The sequence below is a fragment of the Streptomyces tailanensis genome, assembly GCF_008386495.1.
GTDB lineage: Bacteria > Actinomycetota > Actinomycetes > Streptomycetales > Streptomycetaceae > Streptomyces > Streptomyces tailanensis.
In genome coordinates, this window is the sequence record NZ_VTHJ01000004.1 from 48,191 (window position 1) to 64,725 (window position 16,535).

Consider the following 16,535-nt stretch of genomic DNA (forward strand, 5'->3'; position numbering starts at 1 on the left):
GGAGGCAGGAACGACGGTGGCGGAACGGAGCACGGCTGCCGTCGACGTGGCAGACAACAGCGGCGACAAGTCGCTGACCGCGCAGGCGGACCAGTCCACGGCCGACGGGGAGGCCCAGAACCGGGAGCGGGACACGGAAAGCTCGGCGAGTGAAGAGGCACAGGGGAGCGGCGGTACCGAGAGCCCTTCCCAGACAACACCGCCCGAACTGCACAGCGGCCACAAGCTCGCCAGGCGCTACCGCCTCGAAGAGTGCGTCACCCGTCTGGACGGTTTCAGCAGTTGGCGTGCCGTGGACGAGAAACTGCGTCGCGCCGTCGGGGTGCACGTACTGCCCGCCGACCACTCGCGCGCCCGTACCGTGCTGGCGGCGGCACGTTCCTCGGCGCTGCTGGGCGATCCCCGCTTCGTCCAAGTGCTGGACGCGGTCGAGGAGAACGACCTCGTGTACGTGGTGCACGAGTGGCTTCCCGACGCCACGGAACTGACGGCGCTCCTGGCCTCCGGCTCGCTGGAACCGCATGACGCGTACCAGATGGTCACCCAGGTCTCCCATGCGATGGCCGCCGCGCACCGCGAGGGGCTTTCCCATCTGCGGCTCAACCCGAGCGCCGTGCTGCGCTCCGCCTCCGGGCAGTGGCGCATCCGCGGTCTCGCCGTGAACGCCGCGCTGCGCGGCATCGGTTCGGACACCCCGCAACGCACGGACACGGAGGCGATCGGCGCGCTCCTCTACGCCGCGCTCACCCAGCGCTGGCCGTACGAGAACGACGCGCACGGTCTCTCCGGGCTACCCAAGGGCGTGGGGCTCATCGCCCCCGACCAGGTACGGGCGGGCGTCCACCGTGGCCTGTCGGAGCTCGCCATGCGCGCGCTCGCCAATGACGGCGCCACCGCATCACGCCACGAGTCTCCGTGCACGACGCCGGAGGAACTGGTGAAGGCGATCGGTGAGATGCCCCGCATCCGTCCGCCGGAGCCCGCGTTCACCGCCCCGCCCGACTACCAGCGCACGTCGTACCAGCAGGGGACGTACGGCCGTCAGACGCAGCACCCGGGCGTCACACAGCCGCTGCCGACCCCGCCGCCCCCGCTGCAGAGCCGGACCGGCAAGGCCCTCAAGTGGGCAGTGTCGGCGCTGCTCATCGCCGCGCTCGGCCTTGGCAGCTGGCAGCTGGCCGACGCGCTCATGCAACGCAGTGAGCAGTCCGGTGACACGGACACGAGTCAGACGACGGACGACAACGACAAGGGCACCAACACCGCCAAGCCGGTCACGACGCTCAGCATCCAGGACGCCGCGGAGTACTACCCGGACGGGAAGCCGCAGCACGCGAACGACGCGGATCTGACGTACGACAAGGACACATCGACGTACTGGCGGACCTACTCCTACACCGACGGCCCCACGCTGGCACCGTTCAAGCAGGGCGTCGGGATCGTCTACGACCTCGGGTCGGCCCAGGAGGTGTCCGCGGCGTCGATAGGGCTCTACTACGCCGGCGACCGCACGACGGCCACGCTGTACGCGGCCGACTCCCTGTCGTCGTCCGCCCCGCTCAGCTCCATGTCCAAGATCGCGACGAACACGACCAGCGGGACGAGCCTGAAGATCTCCGCCAAGAAGCCGGTGAAGACCCGGTACGTTCTCGTCTGGCTCACCGAGGTGCCCCAGGCGGCCGGTGACCAGTTCAGTGACTCCGGCTACAAGCAGGCGATCACCGACGTGAAGTTCACGGGCTGAGAGCTCACCGGAGGGAGGGGAGGTCCGATGGCGCACGGCGCTGATCACAGCGGAGTAAACGATCAGGATCTCCTCGCCCGCCATGTCGAGGGCGATCCCGACGCTTTCGGTGAACTCGTACGACGCCACCGGGACCGGCTGTGGGCGGTGGCCCTGCGGACGTTGAGGGACCGCGAGGAGGCCGCCGACGCCGTCCAGGACGCGCTGGTCTCCGCCTATCGGGCCGCGCATACATTTCGTGGCCAGTCGGCCGTCACGACCTGGCTGCACCGCATCACGGTGAACGCCTGTCTGGACCGCGCCCGCAAAGCTGCCTCCCGCAAGACGTCGCCCGTCGACGACACCGAGCGCCTGGAGCAGCTCCTGGAGCCGCACGAGTCGGCATCCGCTCCGGCCGAGCGGAACGATCTGCACCGTCAGCTGCTGGATGCCCTGAGCACCCTGCCGCAGGACCAGCGGGCCGCGCTCATCCTGGTCGATATGCAGGGCTACCCGGTGGCGGAGGCCGCGCGGATCCTCGACGTGCCGACCGGCACCGTCAAGAGTCGCTGTGCCCGTGGCAGAGCCAGACTTCTGCCGCTTCTGGCCCATCTCCGCTCGGATGGAGGGGGTGACGGCGGTGAAAAATCGAGGCATGGAAGGAACCGGACGCAGGGGACATCCGTCCCACCCGCAGCGGGACCACATGATGCAGGGCCAAGCGATTCAGCTGCTGTGAAGGGCGGAGGTGGACGCGCGTGACATCCACGACCGACGCGGCCGGGCACCCGGAAGTCGCGGAGATCTCCGACCTCACCGAAGGTCTGCTCCCGCCGACCCGTACTGCGGATGTGCGCCGCCACCTGGACGAGTGCCCGCTCTGCGCAGACGTCTACGCCTCGCTGGAGGAGATCCGCGGCCTGCTCGGCACCCTGCCGGGCCCTGTGCGTATGCCCGACGACGTGGCGGGGCGCATCGATGCCGCCCTCGCCGCCGAAGCCCTCCTGAACTCCACGGCATCCGGATCCGAGATCAACGACGTTCCCGCAGACTCCGAGATCAACGACGTTCCCGCAGACTCCGAGACCAAGGACGTTCCCGCGACGCTCAGCCCCTCCGGTCCGGCATCGACCGCAGACGACAGCGTGCGTGTTTCACGTGAAACATCGCCCGCAGCGGATCGCCCGGTCGGCCACTCGCGCGCCTCCACCGGCCCGGGCCGAACGAGTCAGAAGCGCCGCAACCGCCGCAGGACGGTTCTCGGTGCCGTCTTCGCGGTGGCCACGCTGGGCCTCAGCGCGCTTCTGGTCCAGTCGATGAACGACAACGGCTCCGGCAACGACCCCACGACAGCAGCGCAGAGCGCGGCCTCCGACTCCTTCTCCGGAATCAAGCTGGAGAAGCAAGTAGAGGATCTCCTGGACGAGTCCCAGGGCCAGACCTCACCCGGCGAGGATTCCCTCGGAGTCAAAGGGACGCCGGAGTCTCAGGAGAAGAGCACGAACTCAGTCCTCAAGACCGCCGTGCCCGACTGCATCGCAAAGGGCATCGGCGACACCACGGGCGCGATCGCTTCCAAGTCGGGCACCTACCGGGGAGCGCAGGCGTATCTCGTGCTGCTGCCCGACCGCTCCGACGACACACGCGTCACCGTGTACATCGTCGACGCCTCCTGCATGGACAAAGCTTCGGAGCCTGCCGGTGAGGTTCTGCTGAAGCGGTCCTACGCCGGTCGCTGAGTCCCGTCTCTCGCGTTCCGTCGCCCCTGGCATCCCTGTGCGGTCCCTCATCTCCGTGTGCCCGGACACACCGGGAATGCACGCCCCTTAGGATCCGTTGGGTGGGGTGAGAGTTCCGAGAGCAGCTCCCACCGGCAGTACGCAGCAGTCTCCAGAGACGAGGAATCAAGCCGTGAGCGACGTCCGTAACGTGATCATCATCGGCTCCGGGCCCGCCGGCTACACGGCAGCGCTCTACACCGCGCGCGCGTCGCTGAAGCCGCTGGTGTTCGAAGGGGCTGTCACCGCAGGCGGCGCCCTCATGAACACCACTGAGGTGGAGAATTTCCCCGGCTTCCGTGACGGGATCATGGGACCCGACCTCATGGACAACATGCGGGCCCAGGCCGAGCGCTTCGGCGCCGAGCTCGTTCCGGACGACGTCGTCGCCGTCGACCTGAGCGGCGAGATCAAGACCGTCACGGACACCGCGGGCACCGTGCACCGTGCCAAGGCCGTCATCGTCACCACAGGCTCCCAGCACCGCAAGCTCGGGCTGCCCAACGAGGACGCTCTCTCGGGCCGCGGTGTCTCCTGGTGCGCCACCTGTGACGGGTTCTTCTTCAAGGACCAGGACATCGCCGTGATCGGCGGCGGTGACACCGCCATGGAGGAGGCCACCTTCCTCTCCCGGTTCGCCAAGTCCGTCACCGTCGTCCACCGCCGTGACACCCTGCGCGCCTCCAAGGCGATGCAGGAGCGCGCGTTCGCCGACCCGAAGATCTCCTTCATCTGGGACAGCGAGGTCGCCGAGGTCCAGGGCGACCAGAAGCTCGCCGGGCTGAAGCTGCGCAACGTCAAGACGGGCGAGACGTCCGACCTGCCGGTGACGGGTCTGTTCATCGCGATCGGCCATGACCCGCGCACGGAACTCTTCAAGGGTCAGCTCGAGCTGGACGACGAGGGCTACCTGAAGGTGGCCACCCCGTCGACCCGCACGAATCTGACCGGTGTCTTCGGCGCCGGGGACGTCGTCGACCACACGTACCGCCAGGCGATCACCGCAGCCGGCACCGGCTGCTCCGCCGCCCTCGACGCCGAGCGCTATCTCGCCGCCCTCGCGGACGGCGAGCAGGCCCCCGAGCCCGAGAAGACCACCGTCTGACCCTCATCCGCCCCACCGCACCAATCAGTTAGGAGCCCTCTGTGGCCGGCACCCTGAAGAACGTGACCGACGACTCCTTCGAGCAGGACGTTCTCAAGAACGACAAGCCCGTCCTGGTGGACTTCTGGGCCGCATGGTGCGGTCCGTGCCGCCAGATCGCGCCGTCCCTCGAAGCGATCGCCCAGGAGTACGGCGACAAGATCGAGATCGTCAAGCTCAACATCGACGAGAACCCGGCCACCGCTGCCAAGTACGGGGTCATGTCAATCCCGACCCTGAACGTCTACCAGGGCGGCGAGGTCGCCAAGACCATCGTCGGCGCCAAGCCGAAGGCCGCAATCGTGCGCGACCTCGAGGACTTCATCGCTGAGTGATGTTTCACGTGAAACATGAATGGGTCGGCCCTCCTGGGTCGGCCCATTCGCTTTAGAGCGGCCGCAGCGCCGGTTCCTTCTGCACAGCTCCCAGGAGCCGGTCGAGCGCCAACTCGACGTCCTCCTTCCAGGAGAGCGTCGTCCGCAGCTCCAACCGCAGCCGCGGATACATGGGATGAGGGCGGACCGTCTTGAATCCCACAGCCGTCAGATGATCGGCGGGCAGGACACACGCCGGTTCCTTCCAGCGAGCGTCGCCAAAGGCCTCGATCGCCTTGAAGCCCCGCCGCAGCAGGTCCTTGGCAACCGTCTGGACCATCACACGGCCGAGGCCCTGGCCCTGATAGCCCTGCATGATGAAGGCAGTCATCAGCTGGACCGCGTCGGGGGACACCGGGCTCGTGGGGAACGCCATGGAGCGGGGCACATAGGCCGGAGGCGCGTAGAGCACGAAGCCCACCGGCACCTCGTCCACGTAGACGACTCGGCCGCAGGACCCCCAGTCCAGCAGAACGGCGGAGATCCACGCTTCCTTCTCCAGTGCGGGAGTGCCGGCCTTTACCGCGGCCTCGCCGCTGACTGGGTCCAGCTCCCAGAAGACACACGAGCGACAGCGCTTGGGAAGGTCCTGAAGGTTGTCCAGCGTGAGCGGTACGAGCCGACGCCCCATGAAGGCTGTTCCTCGCTTCCTTCGCCCGCGGCGTCGCGAGCGGCTGTCAGAGCGCTTCGCTCCCTGAGCAGGCTGCCGACGAACCCGCCGAGCGCGCCCAGTCCCAGGCCCGCGGTCACCAGACCGGAACGGCTCACGGTTCGCATTGCCCCGCCTCCTATTGAAGGTGCCGTCAGGTGGATGCGCCATCCCGAACGCATCGTATCCACGATGTGATTGCCTAGATACCGCCTGAAAGCAAAGAGCGGGCTGTGTCCGGTATACATCGGACACAGCCCGCTCGGGCGGTCGACCAGCCGAAGGCTGTCCTGCCATTCGAAGATTCAGTCCTCCGAATCCTCCGAGTCGTCGTCCAGGAGACTCCTCTGGAGAGCGAGCTTCTCGCCCGGAGCGAGCGTGCTCAGAATCCGCTCAAGGTCTTCCGTGGAGGCGAACTCCACGGTGATCTTGCCCTTCTTCTGGCCAAGATCGATCTTCACCCGCGTCTCGAAGCGATCCGAGAGCCGGGTGGCGAGCTCGCCCAGCGCCGGAGAGGGCACTGAGCCGGCCCGTGGCCCCTTGGCCCTCGCGGTGGTCTTGGGCCGCGAGCCCATGAGCGTGACGATCTCTTCGACGGCGCGGACCGAGAGGCCCTCGGCCACAATCCGGTGAGCCAGCTTGTCCTGCTCCTCCGAGTCCTCGACGGAGAGCAGCGCCCGAGCGTGCCCAGCCGAGAGGACACCGGCGGCCACACGGCGCTGAACCGCGGCTGAGAGCTTCAGCAGACGCAGAGTGTTGGAGACCTGCGGGCGGGATCGGCCAATGCGGTCCGCCAACTGGTCGTGTGTGCAGTTGAAGTCCTTGAGCAACTGGTCGTAGGCGAACGCCTCTTCCAGCGGGTTCAGCTGGGCACGGTGCAGGTTCTCCAGAAGCGCGTCCAGAAGAAGCTTCTCGTCGTCCGTGGCCCGCACGATCGCCGGGATCGCCTCCAGCTCGGCCTCGTGGCAGGCTCGCCAGCGCCGCTCACCCATGATGAGCTCATAGCGAGCCGGGCCCACCTGCCGTACGACGATGGGCTGGAGAAGGCCGACCTCCTTGATGGAGGTGACGAGTTCCTGGAGAAGGTCCTCGTCGAACACCTCGCGCGGCTGGCGTGGGTTCGGGGTGATGGAGTCGAGGGGCAGCTCGGCAAAGTAGGCGCCGATGGGTGCCGCAGGTGACTCCACCGCGCTGTTCGTCGGCAGCTCCTCTGTTTCACGTGAAACAGGCGGGAGGGTAGCCACCTTCGAGGCCGCCAGTCCACGCTCGGGGGTGAAGACCGATGCCGCCGCCGGTGGTGTGGACGCGGGTGCTCCCGCTGCCGGAGACTCCTTCTCTCCTGTCGAGGCTGCTGGGATCAGTGCGGCGAGACCACGGCCCAACCCCCTCCGTCGATCGCTCACTGGATCCCCTCCACCACACTCGGATTGTTCTGAGCACCGATATGGGCGTGCGTCGGGTCGTACCCTACGCCCACACCCTTCAGTGCGATTTCTCGTGCCGCCTCAAGGTAGGAGAGGGCACCGCTCGATCCTGGATCGTAAGTCAGTACCGTCTGCCCGTAGCTCGGCGCCTCGGAGATACGGACCGAGCGGGGAATGCTCGTCCGCAGTACCTCGTCGCCGAAGTGGGTGCGCACCTCTTCGGCGACCTGGGACGCCAGACGCGTCCGGCCGTCGTACATGGTGAGCAGAATGGTCGACACATGGAGGACGGGGTTGAGGTGCCCCCGCACCAGGTCGACATTGCGGAGCAGCTGTCCGAGGCCCTCCAGTGCGTAGTACTCGCACTGGATCGGGATGAGGACTTCCTGGCCGGCGACCAACGCATTGACCGTCAGCAGGCCGAGCGAGGGCGGGCAGTCGATGAGGACGTAGTCCAAGGGCTGCTCGTACGCCTGAATCGCCCGCTGCAGTCGGCTCTCTCGGGCCACCAGGGACACCAGCTCGATCTCCGCACCGGCGAGATCGATCGTGGCAGGGGCACAGAAAAGTCCCTCGACATCGGGAACGGGCTGGACGACTTCCGCCAGCGGCTTGCTGTCGATCAGCACGTCATAGATGGACGGCACCTCGGCATGATGGTCGATCCCCAGCGCGGTGGACGCGTTGCCCTGAGGGTCAAGGTCGACCACTAGGACACGGGCGCCATGCAAGGCCAGCGAAGCGGCGAGATTGACCGTCGTCGTGGTCTTGCCCACCCCGCCCTTCTGGTTGGCGACCACCATGACCCGGGTCTGCTCGGGCCGCGGCAGACCCTCGCCTGCGCGGCCCAGAGCCTCTACCGCCAGTTGGGCAGCACGACCGATGGGAGTGTCGTCCATCGGGGGCGGTGTTTCACGTGAAACATCCTCCCCCATCGACTCGGTACGGGGACCGGGGACCGGATCGGTCATCGGTCCCGCGATGTTGGCGTCGGACCGCAAGGATTCACTCTCCTCGACTTCAGGCTCGCAATGAACAGAGCCTCCCATGTCTTCGGGGTCGTGAACCAGTGAGGCCTGGTGTTCTGTGGAGAAATCCACCTCTGTGGACAACTCCGTTACCTCTCCGAGTGACCCGAGAGGCTTCCGGTCGCGCGGTTCGGCCGCAGCGCGGCCACGGCCGATGATGCCGTGCAGCAATGAGCGACGTTTCACGTGAAACACGATGCCTAGCGGCACAGGTCACAACCGCGCGACACTCCGAGATGCGTAGGTTTGGAAGCTTGTGTGGAGTACGACTCGTCGTCAGGACGGATCAGCCAACGTCCAGATCAACGGCGCCGACGTGCCCGTCCCGTACGGGCCGCCTTGGCGCGCTTCGCTGCGAAGCGCACGCCGCCCGGGCTCTCCCCCACCTCCACGCGGACGACCGTGGACATCGGGTCCACGACACCCTCACCGACATGAAGGATGGATGTCTCCACCGCACCGAGCTTACTCAGAGCCGTGGCCGCGCTCTTCAACTCCTCCTCGGCGGTGTCGCCCTTGAGGGCCAGCATCTCTCCGTAGGGACGCAGCAGCGGAATGCCCCAGGTGGCCAGTCGGTCCAGCGGAGCCACGGCCCGTGCCGTCACCACATGGACCGGGTGCAGCGTCCCGAGTACCTCTTCGGCACGGCCACGGACGACGGTCACATGGTCGAGGCCCAGGAGCTCAACAACCTCGGTCAGGAAGTTGGTACGCCGCAGCAGGGGCTCCAGCAACGTGATCTTCAGGTCGTCCCGGACGAGGGCCAGCGGAATGCCGGGCAGTCCGGCACCCGAGCCGACATCGCAGACCGTCACCCCCTCGGGAACGACCTCGGAGAGCACCGCGCAGTTCAGCAGATGCCTCTCCCACAGGCGGGGCACTTCCCGCGGGCCGATGAGCCCTCGCTGCACCCCCGCTTCCGCCAGGAGTTCGGCGTAACGGACTGCGTCCGCGTAGCGATCACCGAATACATCGCGCGCCTGCTCGGGCGCAGGGGGAAGCTCCGCTGCCTCCGTCACCGGGACCGTCCTTCCGTACCGCAAAAGCGCACTGGGCGCTGACACCAGAACAACAGGCTGACAAAGTTACGGCCCCGCCTGCGGACAGACGGGGCCGGAGGAACGAACGTACCGAATCAGGCGGGAAGCACGACGACGAAGCGCTGCGGCTCCTCGCCCTCGGACTCGCTGCGCAGGCCCGCGCTCTTGACCGCGTCGTGCACGACCTTGCGCTCGAAGGGCGTCATCGGCTGCAGCTTCACCGGCTCGCCGGTGCTCTTGGCCTCGGCCGCGGCCTTGGCGCCCAGCTCCGAGAGCTCGGCACGCTTCTTGGCGCGGTAGCCGGCGATGTCCAGCATCAGACGGCTACGGTCGCCGGTCTCACGGTGCACGGCCAGACGCGTGAGCTCCTGAAGCGCCTCGAGCACCTCGCCGTCGCGGCCGACGAGCTTCTGCAGATCGCGGCTGCCCGTGTCGCTGATGATCGAGACAGAGGCACGGTCGGCCTCGACGTCCATGTCAATGTCGCCGTCGAGATCGGCGATGTCCAGCAGACCTTCGAGGTAGTCCGCCGCGATCTCACCCTCCTGCTCCAGGCGGGTGAGGGTGTCGCCACCCTCGGAGGAGGCGGCGGGGGTGGTGCCTTCCGTCACGGGATGGGCTCCTTCTTACTTCTTGGACGGGGACTTGGGGCGCTGCTGGCCCCTGCGCTGACCGGACTGCGCCTTGCTTCGGCCACCGGCGCCGGTCTTGGGCGCGGCCTTCTTGGCGGCGGCCGGCTTGGTGTCCTCCGGCTCGTCCGACTTGGTCAGTGAGGGCCCGGCCTTCGGCTCGGTGTCGTCGGCGGTCTTCGCACCGGACTGACGCTGGGCCTTGGTCTGACGCTTGGGCTGCTGGCGCTTGGGAGCGCCGGTCGGCGTACCGTCCTCGGCGATGGCGACGGCCGAGGCCTCGCTCTTGACGACGGTGCCGTCGGCCTGGGCCGCGAGGCCCTCCTTGCTCAGACCGGTGATGAACTTCCGCTCGTACTCGTTGCGGTCACGGCCCTTGGCGACGATCGCCTTGACTATGGCGCGCTCACTGCGGCTGCGGGTCTTGCCGTGCCGCGTGACGTGCTTGAAGAGGCGCTCCAGGTAAGCGGCCTGGGCCTTGGAACCCGGGGTCGGGTTGTTGTGGATGACGTACATCTGCTGGCCCATGGTCCACACGTTGGTGGTCAGCCAGTAGACGAGGACACCGACCGGGAAGTTGATGCCGAAGACGGCGAACATGATCGGGAAGATGTACATCAGCATCTTCTGCTGCTGCATGAACGGCGTCTTCACCGTGGTGTCGACGTTCTTCGTCATCAGCTGACGCTGCGTGTAGAACTGCGACAGCGACATCAGGACGATCATGACCGCGGTGACGATGCGGACGGTGGTGATCGAGGCGTCGAGCGCCGAGGCCTCCGCCGCGGTGTCCGTGAACGTCGCGGCCAGCGGAGCACCGAAGATGTGCGCCTTCTGCGCGCTCGCCAGCAGGCTCTCGTTGATGACACCGACGGTGTCGTTGTTCGCGATGCTGTTGAGCACGTGGTACAGGGCGAAGAAGAACGGCGACTGCGCCAGGATGGGAAGGCACGAGGAGAGCGGGTTGGTGCCCGTCTCCTTGTACAGCTTCATCATCTCTTCGGACTGACGCTGTTTGTCGTTCTTGTAGCGCTCCTGGATCTTCTTCATCTCGGGCTGGAGCGTCTGCATGGCCCGGGTCGCCTTGATCTGCTTCACGAAGAGCGGGATCAGGCAGATACGGATCAGGATCACCAAGGACACGATGGACAGGCCCCAGGCCCACCCGGTGTCATCGCCGAAGAGGGCGCCGTACACCGTGTGGAACTGGACGATGACCCAGGAGACAGGTGTCGTGATGAAGCTGAAGAGACTGGCAATCGTGTCCACTAATCATGCTCCTTGGGCATGGGACGGGCTCTCGGCGGCCGGGCTCGAAGGAACGTGCCCCTCGGTGGCCGATTCGACGGCGGAGGACCCGCCCTTGCGTGCGCGCCACGTGCCACGCACCATCTCGTGCCACCGCGGCCGCTTGCGCGGCGGGACGTGGTCCACACCGCCGAGCGACCAGGGGTTGCACCGCAGGATGCGCCAAGCTGTGAGTGCCGTTCCCTTGATCGCACCGTGCCGGTCGATGGCCGTGTACCCGTAATGGGAGCACGACGGGTAGTACTTGCACACCGGCCCGAGCAACGGGCTGATGGTCCACTGGTACAGCTTGATCAGCACCAGCAGCGGGTACTTCATCGCGCGCCCCCTCCCAGCAGCCGCTGTAGGGCGGCATCCAGGTCTTGGGCCAGTTGTACGTGGTCGGCGTCACCCGCACCGGGCAGCGCTCGTACGACTACCAGGCTACCGGGGGGCAACTGGGCGACTCGATCGCGCATCAGATGGCGAAGTCTCCGCTTCACCTTGTTGCGCACGACCGCACCGCCGACGGCCTTGCTTACGACGAAACCCGCACGCGTCGGGGGAGCGCTCTCCCCAGGCGCATGCGGGTCTGTGGCACCGCTACGTAGGTGAACGACAAGGAGCGGGCGTCCGGCCCGGCGCCCTCGTCGTACCGCGGTCGCGAAGTCCTCGCGCCGCCTCAGCCGATGCTCGGTAGGCAGCACGACGTCATGACCTGATCAGGATCAGGCGGACAGGCTGGCGCGACCCTTGCTGCGGCGGTTCGCGAGAATCGCGCGGCCGGCACGGGTACGCATCCGCAGGCGGAAGCCGTGGGTCTTCGCGCGACGACGGTTGTTCGGCTGGAAGGTGCGCTTGCTCACTCGGGGGCTCCAGAAATAAATCGGTAGTTGCGGGTGCCGTCCTGGCTGTCACCGTGCGCCCACGAGTAGCTCGTATTAACGCCCGAGTGCACCGCTTTCCGATCACCTGACGCGATCTGTGCCCATCGGAGGCAGGCGGCAGCAGCCATCGACAACTCGACCTGGTTACGGTACGCGCGGCTACGCCATCCGGTCAAACCAGAGGTCACCGGGAGCCACTATCCACAGCCTGGGGACAACAACTTGAACCGCACCCGCCGCCGTGACTACCGTGACGGAACTCTGCTTCGTTCCCTTTCCTCGACTGCTGGGATCCGACCCACCCACCAGACCTGGTCCCGAGCGCACCAACCGAGATCCATCCCGACCCGTCCCAGAACCACACGTTCGTGGGACCTGTGAGAGAGCGTGCCCTGTGGCTGACGTACCTGCCGATCTTGCCGCAGTGTGGCCACGCGTACTGGAAAAGCTTCTCGGTGAGGGCCGCGGCCAAGGTGTCGAGGTGAAGGACGAGCGCTGGATCAAGCGCTGCCAGCCGCTCGCGCTGGTCGCGGACACCGCTCTTCTCGCCGTCCCGAACGAGTTCGCGAAAGGCGTACTCGAAGGCCGTCTCGCGCCGATCGTCAGCGAGACCCTCAGCCGGGAGTGCGGCCGCCCCATCCGTATCGCGATCACTGTCGACAGCTCGGTGGGCGAGCAGCCCGCCCCGCCCGTCCAGCCCCGATTCGAGGAGCCGGACCTCCCCTCGGGCGCGGGTCAGCACCGGGACGCCTACGACAGCAGGGACACATACGACAGTCAGGGGCGGGACGCCTATGACAGTCAGGGCTCGTACGAGAGCCAAACCCGGGACACCTACGAGAGTTACGGCCGTCACCGTGCCGACGACCGCGGGCCGGGACGCGGCGAACAACTGCCCGGTGGGGCCGGCGACCAGCTGCCGCACCCGCGCACGGACCAGCACCCCCCCGGTCGCGCCGATCAGCTGCCGACCGCCCGGCCCGCGTACCCGTCCGAGTACCAGCGCCCCGAGCCGGGCGCCTGGCCGCGGCCCTCGCAGGACGACTACGGCTGGCAGCAGCAGCGTCTCGGTTTCCCGGAGCGGGACCCGTACGCATCGCCGTCGCAGAACTACCGCTCGCAGTCGCTGGAGCGGCCGCCGTACGACCAGCAGCGTCCGGAGTACGGCTCCGGGCGCGACGACTACGACCGGCCGGGCAGCGACTACGACCAGCGGCCGGACCGGCGTGAGCTGCCCGAGCCGTCGCCGGGTCCGGGGCATGTGCACCGTGGCGGTCCGGCCGGCAGCGCGCCCGGCCCGCTGGCCGCTCAGCCCGCGCCCGCGCCCGGTCCGGGCGAGCCCACGGCCCGGCTGAACCCCAAGTACCTCTTCGACACGTTCGTCATCGGCGCCTCGAACCGCTTCGCGCACGCCGCCGCGGTGGCCGTCGCCGAGGCGCCGGCGAAGGCGTACAACCCCCTTTTCATCTATGGGGAGTCGGGACTCGGCAAGACGCACCTGCTGCACGCGATCGGGCACTACGCGCGCAGCCTCTACCCGGGCACGCGGGTGCGGTACGTGAGCTCCGAGGAGTTCACCAACGAGTTCATCAACTCCATCCGCGACGGCAAGGGCGACAGCTTCCGCAAGCGGTACCGCGAGATGGACATCCTGCTCGTCGACGACATCCAGTTCCTCGCGGACAAGGAGTCGACGCAGGAGGAGTTCTTCCACACCTTCAATACGCTCCACAACGCCAACAAGCAGATCGTGCTCTCCAGCGACCGGCCGCCCAAGCAGCTGGTGACCCTGGAGGACCGGCTGCGGAACCGTTTCGAGTGGGGACTGATCACCGACGTCCAGCCGCCCGAGCTGGAGACGCGCATCGCGATCCTCCGCAAGAAGGCGGTGCAGGAACAGCTCAACGCCCCGCCGGAGGTACTGGAGTTCATCGCCTCCCGCATCTCGCGCAACATCCGCGAGCTGGAGGGCGCGCTGATCCGGGTGACGGCCTTCGCGTCGCTCAACCGGCAGCCGGTGGACCTGGGCCTCACGGAGATCGTTCTCAAGGACCTGATCCCCGGCGGTGAGGACTCGACGCCGGAGATCACCGCGACGGCCATCATGGCGGCGACCGCCGACTACTTCGGCCTCACGGTCGAGGACCTGTGCGGCAGCTCACGTGGCCGCCAGCTGGTGACGGCCCGGCAGATCGCCATGTATCTGTGCCGCGAGCTGACAGACCTGTCGTTGCCGAAGATCGGCGCGCAGTTCGGCGGCCGCGACCACACCACCGTCATGCACGCCGACCGCAAGATCCGCGCGCTGATGGCCGAGCGGCGCTCCATCTACAACCAGGTGACGGAGCTGACGAACCGCATCAAGAACGGCTGACAGAAGGCCGTCTACGTCGCTGAGGGCGCCCCGGGACGAGTTCCCGAGGGCGCCCTCGGCGTTCCTGTGGCACCTGCCGACCGCTTCCCCCGTCGCCCGGCCGTCATCAGCTGTTCGAATACTTGCCGCGTTACGGCCTTCCTCCACAGATTCGGTGACTTTTTCCCGTCCACACCCTGGGGACCGGGAAGTTATGCAGATCGTGTCCACAGGGCAGGCTGTTGAGGGATCATCGGGCCAGGTCAGCCACCTGTGGATCCGTGGACGAAAGATCTCCACAGGCTGTGGACAAAGCGGAGATCCACAGACTGTGGACGAAGTTGTCCACCGACGACCCACAGGCTGCGGCCGATTGTCCCCAGTGATCGCCCGCTTCTCCACATGGCTGTCCACTGTTCGGCAAGCCTGAGCGCCTTCTCACCGTGTCGAGTGAAAGGCGTCACACGAAGTTGCCCGGTTGGCCTGTGGGAAAGGCGGGTAAACCTGGGGACGCCGCTGGGGAGAAGTGCCCTGGGGCTGTGCACGGTGTGTGCAGAACTTTCTGTTCTCCACAGAGACCCCTGGTTGTCCACCGCCTCCACCCACAGGCCCCGTGGACAAAATCTGCCGCCTGAGCTGCGGAAACGGGGTTATCCACGGTTTCCACAGGCCCTACTACTACTCCCAACTAGAGAGAGCTGGGAATCCGTTTCGAAGTGGGTCCTGTGCACAACTCGCTCCCGGCTGCCTGACCGCGCCTCGTCACGACTTGACCCCGAGAGGCTCCGAGTGTCAGTGGCGTGCGTCAGACTGGTCCCCGGTGTCCTTCCCCTCACAGGAGCCAGCGACACCGAGACAGACGACGAAGCCAGGCAGGGCGAGAAGCGCCGGCAACAGCAGGAGGCGGCAACAGTGAAGATCCGGGTGGAACGCGACGTACTCGCGGAGGCAGTGGCCTGGGCGGCGCGCAGCCTCCCGGCCCGTCCGCCGGCGCCTGTCCTCGCCGGCCTCCTTCTGAAGGCTGAGGACGGCCAGCTGAGCCTGTCCAGCTTCGACTACGAGGTCTCCGCGCGCGTCTCCGTGGAGGCGGAGGTCGACGAGGAGGGCACGGTCCTCGTCTCGGGCCGTCTCCTCGCGGACATCTGCCGAGCCCTCCCCAACCGCCCGGTGGAGATTTCCACAGACGGTGTACGGGCGACCGTGGTCTGCGGCTCCTCGCGGTTCACCCTCCACACACTGCCTGTGGAGGAGTACCCGTCGCTGCCGCAGATGCCGAACGCCACGGGCACCGTCCCCGGCGAGATCTTCGCCTCCGCGGCCGCCCAGGTGGCCATCGCCGCCGGGCGTGACGACACGCTGCCCGTCCTCACCGGTGTGCGCATCGAGATCGAGGGCGACACCGTCACGCTGGCGTCCACCGACCGCTACCGCTTCGCGGTCCGTGAGTTCCTGTGGAAGCCGGAGAACCCGGAGGCGTCCGCGGTCGCCCTGGTACCCGCCAAGACGCTCCTGGACACCGCCAAGGCGCTCACGAGCGGCGACAGCGTCATCCTGGCGCTGTCCGGCTCGGGCGCGGGCGAGGGCCTGATCGGTTTTGAGGGCGCCGGCCGTCGTACGACGACGCGTCTCCTCGAGGGCGACCTCCCGAAGTACCGCACGCTGTTCCCGACGGAGTTCAACAGCGTGGCCGTCATCGAGACCGCCCCGTTCGTGGAGGCCGTCAAGCGCGTGGCCCTGGTCGCCGAGCGGAACACCCCGGTGCGGCTGAGCTTCGAGCAGGGCGTGCTGATTCTGGAGGCCGGCTCCAGCGACGACGCACAGGCTGTGGAAAGGGTCGACGCCCAGCTGGAGGGCGACGACATCTCGATCGCCTTCAACCCGACGTTCCTCCTGGACGGCCTGAGCGCCATCGACTCCCCGGTCGCCCAGCTGTCCTTCACGACGTCCACGAAGCCCGCGCTGCTCAGCGGCAAGCCGGCGGTGGACGCGGAGGCGGACGAGGCCTACAAGTACCTGATCATGCCGGTGCGGCTGAGCGGCTGAGCGGCCCGACGACCTTCGCGGTTGTCCACAATGCTGTGGGGCCCGGTGGATGGATCACCGGGCCCTCGGCACGAAGCCGCAGGTCGGAGGCAACGTATGAGCGGGTATGCCCACAGGTGTGCGTGAGCGTCCGGGTTTAGGGTCGTGTGTGGGTACGCAGGTGCCCTCATGCCACG

16 protein-coding genes are annotated in these 16,535 nt (G+C 67.3%); 7 read left to right on the forward strand and 9 right to left on the reverse strand.

The genetic code is table 11. The features are described 5' to 3' along the window. Positions 1-16 precede the first annotated feature (16 nt). The 5 genes from F3T56_RS04875 (at position 17) to trxA (ending at position 4,980) form a co-directional block, all read left to right on the forward strand. The gene (locus F3T56_RS04875; RefSeq protein ID WP_149823441.1) at positions 17-1,744 is read left to right on the forward strand and encodes a protein kinase family protein; all 1,728 of its coding nucleotides are present in this window, start codon (positions 17-19) and stop codon (positions 1,742-1,744) included. A gap of 27 nt (positions 1,745-1,771) precedes the next feature. Beyond that, the gene (gene sigM, locus F3T56_RS04880) at positions 1,772-2,485 is read left to right on the forward strand and encodes an RNA polymerase sigma factor SigM (protein WP_149823442.1); all 714 of its coding nucleotides are present in this window, start codon (positions 1,772-1,774) and stop codon (positions 2,483-2,485) included. Continuing rightward, on the forward strand, positions 2,482-3,462 hold the full coding sequence (locus F3T56_RS04885; RefSeq protein ID WP_149823443.1) for a hypothetical protein: 981 nt from the start codon (positions 2,482-2,484) through the stop codon (positions 3,460-3,462). Before sigM ends, F3T56_RS04885 begins: the two co-directional genes overlap by 4 nt. A gap of 172 nt (positions 3,463-3,634) precedes the next feature. Next, positions 3,635-4,606, forward strand: coding sequence for a thioredoxin-disulfide reductase (gene trxB / locus F3T56_RS04890; RefSeq protein WP_149823444.1), 972 nt, complete (start codon positions 3,635-3,637; stop codon positions 4,604-4,606). A 41-nt stretch (positions 4,607-4,647) separates the two neighbouring features. Then, positions 4,648-4,980 carry a thioredoxin gene (gene trxA, locus F3T56_RS04895; RefSeq protein ID WP_045558506.1) on the forward strand — a complete coding sequence of 111 codons (333 nt, stop codon included), beginning with the start codon at positions 4,648-4,650 and terminating at the stop codon, positions 4,978-4,980. 52 nt (positions 4,981-5,032) lie between these two features. On the opposite strand, the gene F3T56_RS04900 is transcribed toward trxA, so the two are convergent. The 9 genes from F3T56_RS04900 to rpmH all read right to left on the reverse strand — a co-directional run bounded on the left by F3T56_RS04900 (position 5,033) and on the right by rpmH (position 11,942). Continuing rightward, positions 5,033-5,650 (reverse strand): GNAT family N-acetyltransferase, encoded by a 618-nt coding sequence (locus tag F3T56_RS04900; protein ID WP_149823445.1) that lies wholly within the window; start codon positions 5,648-5,650, stop codon positions 5,033-5,035. A 323-nt stretch (positions 5,651-5,973) separates the two neighbouring features. Then, entirely contained in the window at positions 5,974-7,071 is a 1,098-nt protein-coding gene (locus F3T56_RS04905; RefSeq protein WP_149823446.1) for a ParB/RepB/Spo0J family partition protein, read from the reverse strand. Next, positions 7,068-8,141 carry a ParA family protein gene (locus F3T56_RS04910; RefSeq protein WP_149823581.1) on the reverse strand — a complete coding sequence of 358 codons (1,074 nt, stop codon included), beginning with the start codon at positions 8,139-8,141 and terminating at the stop codon, positions 7,068-7,070. Before F3T56_RS04910 ends, F3T56_RS04905 begins: the two co-directional genes overlap by 4 nt. A 281-nt stretch (positions 8,142-8,422) precedes the next feature. Further along, the gene (gene rsmG / locus F3T56_RS04915) at positions 8,423-9,139 is read right to left on the reverse strand and encodes a 16S rRNA (guanine(527)-N(7))-methyltransferase RsmG (RefSeq protein WP_149823447.1); all 717 of its coding nucleotides are present in this window, start codon (positions 9,137-9,139) and stop codon (positions 8,423-8,425) included. A 116-nt stretch (positions 9,140-9,255) separates the two neighbouring features. Further along, positions 9,256-9,771: a Jag family protein gene (locus tag F3T56_RS04920; protein WP_149823448.1), complete on the reverse strand. Its 516-nt coding sequence runs from the start codon at positions 9,769-9,771 to the stop codon at positions 9,256-9,258. Positions 9,772-9,786: 15 nt separating this feature from the next. Then, entirely contained in the window at positions 9,787-11,058 is a 1,272-nt protein-coding gene (yidC, locus tag F3T56_RS04925; protein WP_149823449.1) for a membrane protein insertase YidC, read from the reverse strand. Between the two features lie 3 nt (positions 11,059-11,061). Next, on the reverse strand, positions 11,062-11,415 hold the full coding sequence (gene yidD, locus F3T56_RS04930) for a membrane protein insertion efficiency factor YidD (RefSeq protein WP_149823450.1): 354 nt from the start codon (positions 11,413-11,415) through the stop codon (positions 11,062-11,064). Beyond that, positions 11,412-11,783, reverse strand: a complete 372-nt coding sequence (gene rnpA, locus F3T56_RS04935) for a ribonuclease P protein component (RefSeq protein ID WP_149823451.1) — start codon at positions 11,781-11,783, stop codon at positions 11,412-11,414. Before rnpA ends, yidD begins: the two co-directional genes overlap by 4 nt. 21 nt (positions 11,784-11,804) lie before the next feature. After that, positions 11,805-11,942 (reverse strand): 50S ribosomal protein L34, encoded by a 138-nt coding sequence (rpmH, locus tag F3T56_RS04940; RefSeq protein ID WP_005482975.1) that lies wholly within the window; start codon positions 11,940-11,942, stop codon positions 11,805-11,807. Positions 11,943-12,357: 415 nt separating this feature from the next. On the opposite strand from rpmH, the gene dnaA reads away from it, so the two are divergent. Together dnaA and dnaN are read left to right on the forward strand one after the other, a co-directional pair. Next, positions 12,358-14,337 carry a chromosomal replication initiator protein DnaA gene (gene dnaA / locus F3T56_RS04945; protein ID WP_149823452.1) on the forward strand — a complete coding sequence of 660 codons (1,980 nt, stop codon included), beginning with the start codon at positions 12,358-12,360 and terminating at the stop codon, positions 14,335-14,337. Positions 14,338-15,228: 891 nt separating this feature from the next. After that, positions 15,229-16,359, forward strand: coding sequence for a DNA polymerase III subunit beta (gene dnaN / locus F3T56_RS04955; RefSeq protein ID WP_149823453.1), 1,131 nt, complete (start codon positions 15,229-15,231; stop codon positions 16,357-16,359). Positions 16,360-16,535 lie beyond the last annotated feature (176 nt).

Excerpts from the sequence above, each read along its gene's own strand:
- yidD (WP_149823450.1), bottom strand. The coding sequence starts at position 11,415 with ATGAAGTACCCGCTGCTGGTGCTGATCAAGCTGTACCAGTGGACCATC.
- F3T56_RS04900 (WP_149823445.1), bottom strand. The coding sequence starts at position 5,650 with ATGGGGCGTCGGCTCGTACCGCTCACGCTGGACAACCTTCAGGACCTT.
- F3T56_RS04910 (WP_149823581.1), bottom strand. The coding sequence starts at position 8,141 with ATGGGAGGCTCTGTTCATTGCGAGCCTGAAGTCGAGGAGAGTGAATCC.
- sigM (WP_149823442.1), top strand. The coding sequence starts at position 1,772 with ATGGCGCACGGCGCTGATCACAGCGGAGTAAACGATCAGGATCTCCTC.